General features: G+C 70.6%; 13 protein-coding genes. 8 read left to right on the plus strand and 5 right to left on the minus strand.

Translation table 11 applies throughout. The features are described from left to right. Positions 1 to 2: 2 nt before the first annotated feature. Complete coding sequence (locus BLR90_RS13685; protein WP_143016216.1) at positions 3 to 626, plus strand: hypothetical protein; 624 nt, start codon at positions 3 to 5, stop codon at positions 624 to 626. Positions 627 to 632: 6 nt separating this feature from the next. Here the strand turns inward: BLR90_RS13685 and BLR90_RS13690 are convergent, their stop codons facing one another. From BLR90_RS13690 to BLR90_RS13705, 4 genes are all read right to left on the minus strand, one after another. After that, positions 633 to 1,859, minus strand: coding sequence for a TolB-like translocation protein (locus BLR90_RS13690; protein WP_091025773.1), 1,227 nt, complete (start codon positions 1,857 to 1,859; stop codon positions 633 to 635). After that, positions 1,856 to 2,383, minus strand: coding sequence for a SigE family RNA polymerase sigma factor (locus BLR90_RS13695; protein WP_091025774.1), 528 nt, complete (start codon positions 2,381 to 2,383; stop codon positions 1,856 to 1,858). Before BLR90_RS13695 ends, BLR90_RS13690 begins: the two co-directional genes overlap by 4 nt. 112 nt (positions 2,384 to 2,495) lie before the next feature. Beyond that, entirely contained in the window at positions 2,496 to 3,671 is a 1,176-nt protein-coding gene (locus BLR90_RS13700; protein WP_091025775.1) for a WD40 repeat domain-containing protein, read from the minus strand. Further along, positions 3,668 to 4,156, minus strand: a complete 489-nt coding sequence (locus BLR90_RS13705; RefSeq protein WP_245715319.1) for a SigE family RNA polymerase sigma factor — start codon at positions 4,154 to 4,156, stop codon at positions 3,668 to 3,670. The genes BLR90_RS13700 and BLR90_RS13705 overlap by 4 nt, the downstream gene beginning before the upstream one ends. An 84-nt stretch (positions 4,157 to 4,240) precedes the next feature. On the opposite strand from BLR90_RS13705, the gene BLR90_RS13710 reads away from it, so the two are divergent. The 3 genes from BLR90_RS13710 (at position 4,241) to BLR90_RS13720 (ending at position 6,752) form a co-directional block, all read left to right on the plus strand. Further along, complete coding sequence (locus tag BLR90_RS13710; protein ID WP_091025777.1) at positions 4,241 to 5,326, plus strand: S-(hydroxymethyl)mycothiol dehydrogenase; 1,086 nt, start codon at positions 4,241 to 4,243, stop codon at positions 5,324 to 5,326. A 5-nt stretch (positions 5,327 to 5,331) separates the two neighbouring features. Then, positions 5,332 to 5,931 carry an MBL fold metallo-hydrolase gene (locus tag BLR90_RS13715; RefSeq protein ID WP_218029485.1) on the plus strand — a complete coding sequence of 200 codons (600 nt, stop codon included), beginning with the start codon at positions 5,332 to 5,334 and terminating at the stop codon, positions 5,929 to 5,931. 185 nt (positions 5,932 to 6,116) lie between these two features. Next, positions 6,117 to 6,752, plus strand: a complete 636-nt coding sequence (locus BLR90_RS13720) for a hypothetical protein (RefSeq protein ID WP_091025779.1) — start codon at positions 6,117 to 6,119, stop codon at positions 6,750 to 6,752. Positions 6,753 to 6,843: 91 nt separating this feature from the next. Here BLR90_RS13720 and BLR90_RS13725 read toward each other — a convergent pair whose 3' ends face one another. After that, positions 6,844 to 8,004: a class I SAM-dependent methyltransferase gene (locus BLR90_RS13725; protein ID WP_091025780.1), complete on the minus strand. Its 1,161-nt coding sequence runs from the start codon at positions 8,002 to 8,004 to the stop codon at positions 6,844 to 6,846. A 226-nt stretch (positions 8,005 to 8,230) separates the two neighbouring features. On the opposite strand from BLR90_RS13725, the gene groES reads away from it, so the two are divergent. From groES to guaB, 4 genes are all read left to right on the plus strand, one after another. Then, positions 8,231 to 8,527 carry a co-chaperone GroES gene (gene groES, locus BLR90_RS13730; protein WP_091025883.1) on the plus strand — a complete coding sequence of 99 codons (297 nt, stop codon included), beginning with the start codon at positions 8,231 to 8,233 and terminating at the stop codon, positions 8,525 to 8,527. An 82-nt stretch (positions 8,528 to 8,609) separates the two neighbouring features. Further along, complete coding sequence (gene groL / locus BLR90_RS13735) at positions 8,610 to 10,232, plus strand: chaperonin GroEL (protein WP_091025781.1); 1,623 nt, start codon at positions 8,610 to 8,612, stop codon at positions 10,230 to 10,232. Positions 10,233 to 10,404: 172 nt separating this feature from the next. After that, entirely contained in the window at positions 10,405 to 11,289 is an 885-nt protein-coding gene (locus tag BLR90_RS13740) for a GNAT family N-acetyltransferase (protein WP_245715320.1), read from the plus strand. Between the two features lie 42 nt (positions 11,290 to 11,331). Further along, complete coding sequence (guaB, locus tag BLR90_RS13745; protein ID WP_091025783.1) at positions 11,332 to 12,834, plus strand: IMP dehydrogenase; 1,503 nt, start codon at positions 11,332 to 11,334, stop codon at positions 12,832 to 12,834. Positions 12,835 to 12,838 lie beyond the last annotated feature (4 nt).

Below are 12,838 nucleotides of genomic sequence, written 5' to 3' on the forward strand. Positions count from 1 at the left end.
ACGTGTCCCGCCATCTCGGATCCCTGGCCCTGGCCGCTGCCCTGTTGCTGACGACCGTCGGCTGCTCCGACGACACGCCGTCGGACCCGGAGCCCAGCAGCTCCCCGAGCAGCGACGACTCGTCGGGCACGCCGGAGACCTCGGCGCCGCCGACGAGCGACCCCCCCACGCCGAGCGTCTCCGCGGCCAGCGGGCTGCGGATGACCCAGGGCCACCTGTCGGTGCACGCGCCTGAGGGCTGGGAGAAGACCCCGGAGCCCGCGCTCGGCGAGTTCAGCGAGCAGGCGGACGACCCGACGCTGGGGAGCACCCTCTTCATCGCCGAGCTGCCCGACCTGGCTCCCGGGACCGAGGTGGACCTCAGGGAGCTGGCCCGCTCCGCGATCCGGACCACCCAGTACCTGCGAGACCCCGAGATCGTCGAGCCGGTCGAGCTCGACGGGGTGCGGTGGTACCACACCAGCGGCCGGATCGACTCCGTCACCTACGAGGACGGGTTCGGCACCGTCGCCGGCGGCTTCTTCCTCAGGATCGGGCTGCGGACGGGCGTGAGGGTCGTCTCCCCGGCCGAGCGCGAGGAGCTCCTCGCCTCGGTCCTGGCGACGGTCGACCTCGAGCTCGCCTGACCGCGTTCAGGAGCCGGCCAGCAGGGCGTACGCCGGGTACATGTCGCTCCCGGCCTGGCTCCCGCTGAGCGCCTGCTCCTTGGTCCCGTCGGTGTTGAGCCGCCACACGCTCCAGGCGCCCTGGTCGTAGACGGTCACGAGCAGCGAGTCGTCGTCCTCCCAGACCTGGCGTCCGGTGTAGCCACCGGCCGGGTCGACCCGGACGACCTCGTTGCCGGCGGTGTCCAGGATGGCGACCCACCCGTTGCCGATCCCGTCGAGATAGGGGTGCGTGGCCGCGGTGTGAGTGGCCGGCCGGTTGAGGTCGAGCAGGAAGAAGTTGCAGGTCTCCCAGAGGTAGGCGCCCTGACGCAGGTCGTAGATCCCGTTGCACGACCCGGTGTCCGAGTAGGACTTCTGGACGAGCGCGACGCCGACCTCGGTCACGTCCTCGACGCCGATGGCCGGGCCGTTGACGAACTGGTCGGTGATGCCGTGCGAGTCGGCGGCCTGCGGCGGGGTCTCGCCGTCACCGTGGTTGAAGTAGACCGTGCAGCCGTCGCCCTTCGGGGCCTCGTAGCAGCTCGGTCCGCCCACGACCGCCGTGGGCGTGACGTCCGAAGTCAGCCCGGTCTCGATCGCGACCCGGCCCTCGTCACCCGCGTTGGGGTCCCACAGGGTCATCAGGTCGCCGTCGGGCTCGAGGTAGGCCACGGTGGTGTGGTCGGCGTTGACCACGAGGTCGGAGACCAGCGGGATCGTCTCGGTCACGTCACCGGTCTGGTCGATGACGTCGATGGTCCGGTTGCCCTCGTCGTCGGAGCGGACGGCGAGCAGGGTGGCGCCGAGCATGGTGCCGTTGTCGTACTTCACTCCGAGCTCGACGACCGACCCGTCGGGGCGGACCCAGGTCTTCCCCTCGAGGTAGTCCAGGGCCAGGGCGGACGACGGTGGGTCGACCGCCTCGGTCGGGCTGGGGTTGCTGGTGGCCGGCGGCAGGTCGCGGTCGGTGCGGCCGTCGATCCCCTGCGCGGAGATGACGGCGACGGGCACGATCACCGCGGCGGCGGCGAGCATGCCGCCCGCGACGGCGAGTCGGCGGTTGCGCTTGATGGTCATGGCTCTGCCCTTCACATGGTCGAGGGAGAAGGGCGCTTCGTTGAGGTCGCGGACCCGATGGTCGAACTCGCGGCTCATCTCTGACTCCCAGCTCTCGTCGGGGTCTTCCCCTTGGCTGTCGCTGCTCTTGTTCATCGGTCCTCCTCCCGGTGGCCAGGGTTGAGCTCTGCGGGGACGCGCTCGCGCAGGGCGGCGAGCGCGCGGCTGCACTGGGACTTCACGGTGCCGACCGAGATGCCGAGCAGGTCAGCGGTCTCCGCCTCGGTCAGCTGCTCGTAGTAGCGCAGCACGACGACGGCACGCGCCTTCTTCGGCAGGGTCTGGACGACGTCCCACAGGGCGGCGCCCAGCCCCTCGTCGTACTCGTCGCGGAACTCGCGGTCGGGGAGCACCTCGGTGGCGAACTCGCGCTTCTTCCAGCCGCGCCGCCACAGCGAGTTGTTCTCGTTGACCATGATCCGGCGGACGTAGGCGTCCACCGAGTCGCGGTCGCGCACCTTGTCCCAGGCCAGGTAGAGCTTGGCCAGTGAGGTCTGGAGGACGTCCTCGGCCTGGTGCCGGTCTCCGGTGAGGAGGTACGCCGTACGCAGCAGCTGCGGCTGCCTGGCGTCCAGGTAGGCCGTGAACTCGGCGTCGCGGGCAGCCGTCTTGGCGCTCATGCCTCCAGTCTCGGGTCTGTCCCGGGTCGGGAGGTGCAACGTCGTGCTTGCGTGGTTCACGTGTCGAAGACGCGAACGCCTCCGAGATGGTTGCAATCTGTCGTGGCGAGGCTCAGGAGGTCGCCGCGAAGACGAACCCGGTCCCACCGATCTCGCCGCGAGGACGGGCCGGGGTGATGTTCCCGTCGAGGTCGACGCGGCCCAGGTGGGCGCAGCAGTTGAAGGCCAGGTCGCCGAGGAGGTGGCCGTCGTCCTCCCAGGTCAGCTCGAGCAGGGTCGGGAAGTGCTCCTCGCCCGACGCCTTCACCTCCGCGAGGACCTCGCCGGTCCGCGCCTCGACGATCTCGCGCCGGCCGCCCTGGCTCGCGGTGGCCACGGCGTAGCGCCCGTCGGGACTGAAGGCACTCACCGTGACGCCCTGCCGCTCCCACAGGACCTCGCCCGTGGCGGCGTCGACGACTCGACCGATCGCATCCTGGTCGACACTGCCCGCGATGAGTCCCTGGGCGTCGCTCACGTCGGTCGCGCGGTCGAGGACCTCGATCCGGCGGGGCGCGGATACCAGGTCGGTGGCCCAGACACCGCCCGCCCCGAAGCCGCCCTCGATCACGACATCGACACCCACCATCCCGACCACAGACGGCTGAATCAGGTCGAGCTCCTGCGTCACCTCGGGCCCGTCGCCGGTCGAGGAGGCGACGTGGACCAGCGTCGGCGCGGTGGTCCCCGACTCCGGTGGTGCGAAGGACGTCCAAGTGGTGACCAGGCCGTCGGCGCTGCTGACAGGCCTGCCGGCAGAGGTCCACGACGCCACCGCGCGCCCGCCGGCGTCGTAACGGGTCAGGCCCACCGAGCCCTCGAAGTAGCGGGCGTCCGCGACCAGGTAGCCACCGCGGTACGCCACGAACCCGGAGACGCCGAGGTCGCGGGGCAGCTGGAAGACGCGGCCGCCCGGCTCGTGGATCCGGTCTCCCTCGGCGTAGGCGATCTGAGGAGGGCCGCCACTAGGCGCGGGCGTGGTCGGTGTCGTGGTTGGGGTCGGGACGCTCGGGGTCGTGGTCGGCGCGGGAGCCGGCACGGTCTCGGGGTCCTGCGCGGCGACGACCGCCAGGGGCACCACCACGACGACCACGGCGGCCGCGGCGGTCAGCGCCGCTCCGACGGTGCGGCGCCGCCGCCGCAGCCGGTAGGCGCCGGACTCGACGTCGGCCAGCGGCGTCGCGTCGTACGACGTGCGCTCGGCGCGGTCCTGGAGGGCGTCACGGAGGAGCTGTTCGGGGTCGCTCATCGGGTCTCCTGGGGGAGGTGTGCGCGCAGGGAGGCGATCGCGCGATGGGCCTGGGACTTGACGGTGCCGACCGAGATCCCGAGCACCTCGGCGGTCTCGGGCTCGGTGAGCTGCTCGTAGTAGCGCAGCACGATCACCGCGCGCTGGCGCGGGGGCAGGGTGGCCACGAACGACCAGACCGCGTCGCGCAGCCCGTCGTCGTGGTGGTCGTCGACCGGCCGTTCGGGCACGTCGGCGGTGACGATCTCGCGGCGCCGGGCGGTGCGCCGCCACGACGAGCGGTGCTCGTTGACGAGGATCCGGCGGGCGTAGGCGTCGACGTCGTGACGGTCCTCGAGCCGCCCCCACGCGAGGTACAGCTTGGCCAGCGTCTTCTGGACGAGGTCGCGGGCGTCGTGGGGGTCACCGGCCAGCAGGTGGGCGAGGCGCTGGAGGGAGGGTTCGCGCGCCACGAGCCACGCCTCGAACTCCGACCGAGCGTCCACGCGCACCTCCACAACCCCTACACGACCGGGGCACCCATACGGTTGCATGGAAGCCACCACCGAAGCAGGACGAAGGGGAGACGCATGCAGCAGGTCAAGGCGGTTGTCGCACGAGCCAAGGGGGAGCCGGTCGAGCTGGTGACGATCAACGTGCCCGACCCCGGCCCGGGTGAGGCGCTGGTCAAGGTGCAGGCCTGCGGGGTCTGCCACACCGACCTGCACTACCGCGAGGGCGGCATCAACGACGACTTCCCGTTCCTGCTCGGCCACGAGGCCGCGGGCGTCGTCGAGGCGGTCGGACCCGACGTCACCGGCGTCGCTCCCGGTGACTTCGTGGTGCTCAACTGGCGCGCGGTCTGTGGTGACTGTCGCGCCTGCGACCGCGGCGAGCCGCAGTACTGCTTCGCCACCCACAACGCCACCCAGAAGATGACACTGGAGGACGGCACCGAGCTGTCGCCGGCGCTCGGGATCGGCGCGTTCGCCGAGAAGACGCTCGTGGCCGCGGGCCAGTGCACCAAGGTCGACCCCTCGGCACGCGCCGCCGCGGTCGGTCTCCTGGGCTGCGGTGTCATGGCCGGCATCGGCGCCGCGATCAACACCGGCGCGGTGACCCGCGGCAAGTCCGTCGCGGTCATCGGCTGTGGCGGGGTCGGCGTTGCCGCGATCGCCGGCTCCGCGCTGGCCGGTGCGTCCACGATCATCGCGGTCGACATCGACGCCAAGAAGCTCGAGAAGGCCAAGGCGATGGGCGCGACCCACACCGTCGACTCGTCGGTCGGCGACCCGGTGGCGGCGATCCAGGAGCTCACCGGCGGCTTCGGCGCCGACGTGGTGATCGAGGCCGTGGGCCGTCCCGAGACCTGGAAGCAGGCGTTCTACGCGCGCGACCTGGCCGGGACCGTCGTACTCGTGGGAGTGCCGACGCCGGACATGAAGCTCCCCGACATCCCGCTGATCGACGTGTTCGGCCGGGGCGGGTCGCTGAAGTCGAGCTGGTACGGCGACTGCCTGCCGAGCCGCGACTTCCCGATGCTGGTCGACCTCTACCAGCAGGGCCGGCTCGACCTGGACGCGTTCGTCACCGAGGAGATCGGCATCGGCGACGTCGAGGCGGCGTTCGAACGGATGCACGGCGGCGACGTGCTGCGCTCGGTGGTGGTCCTCTGATGACGATGGCGCGGATCGACCATGCCGTCTCGTCGGGCACGTTCAGCCTGGACGGCGAGACGTTCGACGTCGACAACAACATCTGGGTGATCGGCGACGACACCGAGTGCGTGGTCATCGACGCACCCCACTCGGTCGACGACATCATGGCCGTGGTGGGGGACCGCAAGGTCAAGGCGATCCTGCTGACGCACGCCCACGACGACCACTGTCGGGTGGCGCCGGCGCTGCGCGAGCGGGTCGTCGCGCCGATCATGCTGCACCCCGCCGACAAGCCGGTCTGGGAGCTCACCCACACCGACGAGCTGTGGGACCTCGACCTGGCCGACGGCACCGAGATCGAGGTCGCCGGTACGACGCTCCGGGTGCTGCACACGCCGGGCCACGCGCCCGGGGCGGTGTGCTTCTACGCGCCCGAGCTGGGCTGCGTGTTCACCGGAGACACCCTGTTCCACGGCGGTCCCGGCGCGACCGGGCGATCGTTCAGCGACGCGGACCTGATCGTCGAGTCGATCCGCACCCAGCTCTTCGCGCTGCCCGACGACACGGTCGTCCACACCGGGCACGGCGACGACACCACGATCGCCGCTGAGCGAGTGGAGTGACGGGAGTACGAGACGAAGCGAGTACTCCCGATGGAGGGTCGAAGTCCCTCCACGGCCTGGGCAGAGGGGGCCCATGGTCCCGTCACATGGCTGACCTTCGGCTCTGAGGACCGGCACACAACTTGCTTAATGTTCAAGTTGTTGCGAAGGGCGCCCGGTCCTCCGCCAGGTAACAGGAGGACGTTATGCGTTCCACTCTCGACAAGTTGATCTCTGGCACCGGCCTTCTGCTGGCCGTCGTACTCCTCGTGGCGGGAGGGCTGCTGACCTGGGCGAACGTCTTCATCGGAGACCAGGTCGAGGAGCAGCTCATCGCGCAGGACATCGTGATGCCCGAGGGCCCCGCCCTCGAGGGTCTGCCCAAGGCCGACGCCGACGCCCTCAAGGAGTTCGGCGGCTCGCCCATGGACTCCGGCGCCGAGGCCCGCGCCTACGCCGACCACTTCATCCAGGCCCACATGAACGCCAGCGGCGAGGAGCTCGCGGGCGAGCCCCTGAGCTACTCGCAGGCCAGCGCCAAGGCCCGTGAGCTCGGCGGCGCGCTCGCCGAGAACCCCAACGCCACCCAGGCCGAGATCGACGAGGCCGCCGCCTGGGGCGACCTGCGCCAGTCGCTCTTCATGGGCAGCACGCTTCGCGGCCTGCTCCTCTACGCCTTCGCCTTCGCCACCATGGGTGTGATCGCCGGCTACGCCGCCATCGCCTCCTTCGTGGGCGCCGCAGTCCTCCTGGCCCTCGGCTTCCTGGGCCTGCGTCACGCCAAGAAGATCGAGGACACCCCCACCGCCACCACCCGCACCCCGGTTCCCGCCGGCGTCTGACTCGGTCGGACCAAGGTCCCGAGGCCCTGCTGCCCCTTCGGGGGCGGCAGGGCTCGTGGCATGACTGCGTCACGCCATTGGGAGCGGTGGCTCAGAATGGCTGGACGAGCAACGCCGTGCCCTGGCCGGCGACCCGGGTGAGCACGATCGTGGCCTCGTCGTCACCGGTGAGGGCCAGCCGCTTGCGCAGCTGCTCGGGTACGACGTCGACGCCGCGCTTCTTGATCGTCAGCCGGCCGATGCCCCGCTCGCGCAGTGCCGCCCGTAGCGGCTTCTCGCGGTAGGGCAGCTCCTCGAGCACGCGGTAGCCCCGGGCGAACGGGGTGTGGAACGACTCGTCGGAGGTGACGTAGGCGATGTGCTCGTCGACGAGCCCGCCGTGGACGCCGGCGGCCACCGCCGTGACCAGCCCGGCCCGGATCACCGCACCGTCGGGCTCGTAGAGGAAGCCGCCGACCGCCCGCACCCCACCGCCCGGGTCGTCCTCATCGGTCAGCGTGGCCAGCCCGCCGTAGCCGATCACGGTGGCGCGGCGCCGTACCGTCGCCAGGCGTCCTGACCACAGCGCGGCCTCCTTCACCTCGCCGTGGTCGCTGACCCACTCGGCCTCGACACCGTCGGGCACCAGCGCGTGCGGGATGCCGGGGGCGACCTTCACGCAGGAGTCGCGTCGGAGCAGGCCCTCCACGAAGGGCCACGGCGGGGTCCAGTCGTCGACGTCGAACGTGCGACCGCGTGCTGAGCGGCGGGCCGGGTCGGCGAAGGCGACGTCGAACGGGGCGGTGTCGAGGGTGGTGGCGTCGGCGACCATCACGGCGCCGGCGAGGTCGAGGGCGGCGAGGTTGGCCTCGGCGACGGCCACCCGCACCGGGTCGAGGTCCACCCCTGCGCAGATGATCCCGACCCGAGCGGCGGCCAGCAGGTCCCCGCCGATGCCGCAGCCGAGGTCGACCAGGCTCTCGGTGCGGAACGCCGCCAGGCGGCCGGCGCGGTGCTGGGCGACGGGGGTCCGGGTCGCCTGCTCGAGACCGTCGGGCGTGAAGTACATCCGGGCCGCGTCGGCGCCGAACTTCGCCACCGCACGCTCGCGCAGCCGCACCTGGGTGAGGGCCGCAGCCGCGTGCTCGGCCGACGCCGTACGGCGTAGCGCGGTCTGGGCGCGCAGCGGGTCCGGCTCGTCGAGTCCGGCCGCCTCGGCGAGCAGCCGCTGGCCGGGATCGGTCAACAGCCAGCGAAACGCGTCGAGGTCCACAGCGTGATCCTGTCAGGCGCCGGTGTTTCCGGACCCCTTCTGGCACTCATTGGTCGTGAGTGCTAGTTTCGGACTTGGCACTCTCACCATGAGGGTGCCAGAGCTTGCAGTGTGGTGCGACCCCCGCGACGGCGTACCCCCCGGCAAGCCCCAACGTGGGGAGGACGCCGTCCTCCCAGGCAAGTCACCCAGAGTCAGACAAGTGGAGAAAGTGGAGGTCGACATCGTGTCGGTCAACATCAAGCCTCTCGAGGACCGCATCGTCGTCAAGCCCCTCGACGCCGAGCAGACCACGGCCTCGGGCCTGGTCATCCCGGACACCGCCAAGGAGAAGCCCCAGGAGGGCGAGGTCGTGGCCGTGGGCCCCGGCCGTTTCAACGAGGACGGTGACGAGCGCATCCCCATGGACATCTCCGTGGGCGACAAGGTCATCTACAGCAAGTACGGCGGCACCGAGGTCAAGTTCGGCGGCGATGAGTTCCTCATCCTCTCCGGCCGCGACGTCCTCGCCATCATTTCCTGATTTTTCTTCCGGGTCGTGTGCCTGAGAGTGCGTTCAGGCGCACGCTCAGGCACACGACCCGGTCTCTTTGCATAGGAGAACCATGCCCAAGATCCTGGAGTTCGACGAGAACGCCCGCCGCTCCCTCGAGCGCGGCGTCGACGCCCTCGCCAACGCCGTCAAGGTCACGCTCGGCCCCAAGGGCCGCTACGTCGTCCTCGACAAGAAGTGGGGTGCGCCGACGATCACCAACGACGGCGTGACCGTCGCCCGTGAGATCGAGCTCGACGACCCGTTCGAGAACCTCGGCGCCCAGCTCACCAAGGAGGTCGCCACCAAGACGAACGACGTCGCCGGTGACGGCACCACCACCGCCACCGTGCTCGCCCAGGCGATGGTCCACGAGGGCCTGCGCGCCGTCGCGGCCGGCGCCAACCCGATGAGCCTCAAGCGCGGTATGGACAAGGCCACCGAGGCCGTCGGCGAGGCCCTGCGCGAGGCCGCCCGTGAGGTCGAGTCGGTCGAGGACATGGCCTCCGTGGCCACGATCTCGAGCCGCGACGCGGTCATCGGCGACCTGCTCTCGCAGGCCTTCGACAAGGTCGGCAAGGACGGCGTGATCACCGTCGAGGAGTCCAACACCATGGGCACCGAGCTGGAGTTCACCGAGGGGATGCAGTTCGACAAGGGCTACATCTCGGCCTACTTCGTGACCGACACCGAGCGCATGGAGGCCGTCCTCGACGACCCCTACATCCTCCTCCACCAGGGGAAGATCTCGGCGATCTCCGACCTGCTGCCGCTGCTCGAGAAGGTCATCCAGGCCGGCAAGCCGCTCTTCATCCTCGCCGAGGACGTCGACGGCGAGGCGCTGTCGACCCTGGTCGTCAACAAGATCCGCGGCACGTTCAACGCCGTCGCGGTCAAGGCGCCGGCGTTCGGCGACCGCCGCAAGTCGATGATGCAGGACATCGCGACCCTCACCGGCGGGCAGGTCATCGCCCCCGAGGTCGGGCTCAAGCTCGACCAGGTCGGTCTCGAGGTGCTCGGCACAGCTCGTCGCGTCGTCATCACCAAGGACGACACCACGATCGTCGACGGCGCCGGTGACCCGGCCGAGGTCGAGGGCCGGGTCAACCAGATCAAGGCCGAGATCGAGAACACCGACTCCGACTGGGACCGCGAGAAGCTCCAGGAGCGCCTCGCCAAGCTCGCCGGCGGTGTCTGCGTGATCAAGGTCGGCGCTCACACCGAGGTCGAGCTCAAGGAGAAGAAGCACCGCATCGAGGACGCCGTCTCCGCGACGCGCGCCGCGATCGAGGAGGGCATCGTCGCCGGTGGCGGCTCCGCCCTCATCCACGCGGTCTCCGTGCTCGACGGTGACCTCGGGCTCACCGGTGACGAGGCCATGGGCGTGCGCATCGTGCGCAAGTCTGCCGACGAGCCGCTGCGCTGGATCGCCGAGAACGGCGGCGTCAACGGCTACGTCGTCACCACCAAGGTCCGCGAGCTCGGTGTCGGCAACGGCTACAACGCCGCTACGGAGGAGTACGGCGACCTGGTCGCCCAGGGCGTCCTGGACCCCGTCAAGGTCACCCGCTCCGCGCTGGTCAACGCCAGCTCGATCGCGGGCATGCTGCTCACGACCGAGACGCTGATCGTGGAGAAGCCCGAGGACGAGGACGACGCCCCGGCCGCAGGCCGCGGGCACGGCCACGGCCACTGATCCACCGCACTCGTTCCACCGTTGACCCGCCCGAAACTTTCGGGCGGGTCAACGTGCATTTGGGTGAGTTTCGGGCGGGTCGACGGATTTAGCACGGAGGAAACACGGGGGACGCGGCTCGGCAACGCGGAGAGGAGACAGTCTCCGTATGTTGTGGAGAGTACGAGCGACGTTGCCCGAACGACCCGGTGCGCTGGCGGCGCTGGCCGCCGAGTGTGGTGCGGCCGGAGTCAACATCCTCGGGGTGCAGGTCTTCCCGAGCATCGAGGCGGTCACCGACGAGCTGGTGCTCAGCACCCCGGGCGCGTGGGCCGCCGCCGACATCGCCGAGCTGGTCGGCCGGGCCGGTGGTGAGTCGGTGATCGCGGCGCCCTGCACCCAGGCCGCGCTCACCGACCAGCCGACGCGCTACGTGCAGGCGGCTCGGGCCATCCTGGACCGGCCGGCCTCCTTCCCCGAGGTCGTCGCGGCGCTGTTCGACGCGGACGCCGACCCGGGAGCGACCGGGTCCCACCTCGACGTGATGGACATGACGGTCGGCGACGTACAGGTGCAGATCCGCCGCAGTGCGCCCTTCACCGCCACTGAGTACGCCCGTGGGTCGGCCATGGCCGACCTGGTCACCGACGTGCTCGGCCGCGAGCAGCACCACCCGGCGCTCGCGCTCTCGGACAACCGGCGCATGGGCAGCGGCAGCTCCCCCGACTTCCACGTGGAGGGGACCAGCGTGGTCGCCACCATCGACGGTACGACGGTCGGCGTGGCCTCGGTGCGCCCCGCCGCGGGTGACGAGACCGACGTACGACCGGTGGAGCTGGAGGTCGACCCCGCCTGGCAGCGCCGCGGGATCGGGACCCGCCTGCTCAGTGACGCGGCACGGCTGGCCACGGGTCTCGGCGCCGACGCGATCGTGCTGACGACCCGGTCGGACAACCAGGCCGTGATGCCGATGATGATGGCTGCGGGCATGCGCGGCCGGATCCGGATGGCCGGCGACGTGCTGACCGTGCGGATCGGCGTACGCGACCTGAAGCCGCTCGCACTCAGCCAGTCGTAGGCGGCCCGGGACCGCTTTCGGTGAGGCCACTAGACTGCGACAGTGGAACTGCCTGAGAAGTTCGCTGCCCTCGGCCTCACCTACGACGACGTCCTGCTGCTGCCGGGTCACTCGGACCTGGCGCCCGACGAGATCGACACCACCACGCGGCTCACCCGCGAGCTGTCGATCAAGGTGCCGCTGATCAGTGCGGCCATGGACACCGTGACCGAGTCGCGGATGGCGATCGCCATGGCCCGCCAGGGCGGGCTCGGCGTGCTCCACCGCAACCTCTCGATCGAGGACCAGGCCTACCAGGTCGACCTCGTCAAGCGCACCCAGACCGGGATCATCTCCAACCCCGTGACGATCGGGCCCGACGCGACGCTGGAGCAGCTCGACCAGCTCGCGGGGGAGTACCGCATCTCCGGCTTCCCGGTCGTCGACACCGACAACCGCCTCCTCGGCGTGATCACCAACCGCGACCTGCGGTTCACGCCCGTGGCGGAGTGGGCCACCACCAAGGTCGACGAGGTGATGACCCCGATGCCCCTGGTCACCGGGCCGATCGGTATCTCGCGTGAGGACGCCACGCTGCTCCTGCGCCAGCACAAGCGCGAGCGGCTGCCGCTGATCGACGAGCAGGGCCACCTGGGCGGTCTGATCACCGTCAAGGACTTCGTGAAGTCCGAGCAGTTCCCCAAGGCGTCCAACGATGCCGACGGTCGGCTCCTGGTGGGCGCCGCGATCGGCTACTTCGGTGACGCGTGGCAGCGCGCGACGACGCTGGTCGAGGCCGGTGTCGACGTGCTGGTGGCCGACACGGCCCACGGCTACGTCCGGATGCTGCTCGAGATGGTCGAGCGGCTCAAGAAGGACCCCGCCACCCGCCACGTCCAGGTGATCGGCGGCAACGTCGCCACCCGCGCGGGCGCGCAGGCGTTCGTCGACGTGGGTGCCGACGCGATCAAGGTCGGCGTGGGCCCCGGCTCGATCTGCACCACCCGCGTGGTCACCGGCGTCGGCGCGCCCCAGATCACCGCGGTCTACGAAGCCTCGCTGGCGGCCAAGCCCGCCGGCGTACCCGTCATCGCCGACGGCGGCATGAAGCACTCCGGCGAGATCGCCAAGGCGCTGGTCGCCGGCGCCGACTCGGTGATGCTCGGCTCGCTGCTCGCCGGCTGCGACGAGAGCCCGGGCGAGCTGGTCTTCGTCAACGGCAAGCAGTACAAGTCCTACCGCGGCATGGGCTCGCTCGGCGCGATGTCAAGCCGGGGCAAGAAGTCCTACTCCAAGGACCGCTACTTCCAGGCCGAGGTCGCCAGCGACGACAAGATCGTCCCCGAGGGCATCGAGGGCCAGGTCGCCTACCGCGGCCCGCTCGCCGCCGTCGCCCACCAGCTGATCGGCGGGCTCAACCAGTCGATGTTCTACGTCGGCGCACGCACCGTTCCCGAGCTCCAGGAGAACGGCCGCTTCGTGCGGATCACCTCCGCCTCGCTCACCGAGAGCCACCCCCACGGCGTGCAGATGACGGTCGAGGCGCCCAACTACACCGGACGCTGAGCCG

The sequence above is a fragment of the Nocardioides szechwanensis genome, from assembly GCF_900103935.1.
In the GTDB taxonomy this organism is placed as follows: domain Bacteria; phylum Actinomycetota; class Actinomycetes; order Propionibacteriales; family Nocardioidaceae; genus Nocardioides; species Nocardioides szechwanensis.

What these genes read in the sequence shown, in the direction of transcription:
- groL (WP_091025781.1), top strand. Translation starts at nt 8,610, where the DNA reads ATGCCCAAGATCCTGGAGTTCGACGAGAACGCCCGCCGCTCCCTCGAG.
- BLR90_RS13690 (WP_091025773.1), bottom strand. Translation starts at nt 1,859, where the DNA reads ATGAACAAGAGCAGCGACAGCCAAGGGGAAGACCCCGACGAGAGCTGG.
- BLR90_RS13710 (WP_091025777.1), top strand. Translation starts at nt 4,241, where the DNA reads ATGCAGCAGGTCAAGGCGGTTGTCGCACGAGCCAAGGGGGAGCCGGTC.
- BLR90_RS13715 (WP_218029485.1), top strand. Translation starts at nt 5,332, where the DNA reads ATGGCGCGGATCGACCATGCCGTCTCGTCGGGCACGTTCAGCCTGGAC.
- BLR90_RS13720 (WP_091025779.1), top strand. Translation starts at nt 6,117, where the DNA reads ATGCGTTCCACTCTCGACAAGTTGATCTCTGGCACCGGCCTTCTGCTG.
- BLR90_RS13695 (WP_091025774.1), bottom strand. Translation starts at nt 2,383, where the DNA reads ATGAGCGCCAAGACGGCTGCCCGCGACGCCGAGTTCACGGCCTACCTG.
- BLR90_RS13700 (WP_091025775.1), bottom strand. Translation starts at nt 3,671, where the DNA reads ATGAGCGACCCCGAACAGCTCCTCCGTGACGCCCTCCAGGACCGCGCC.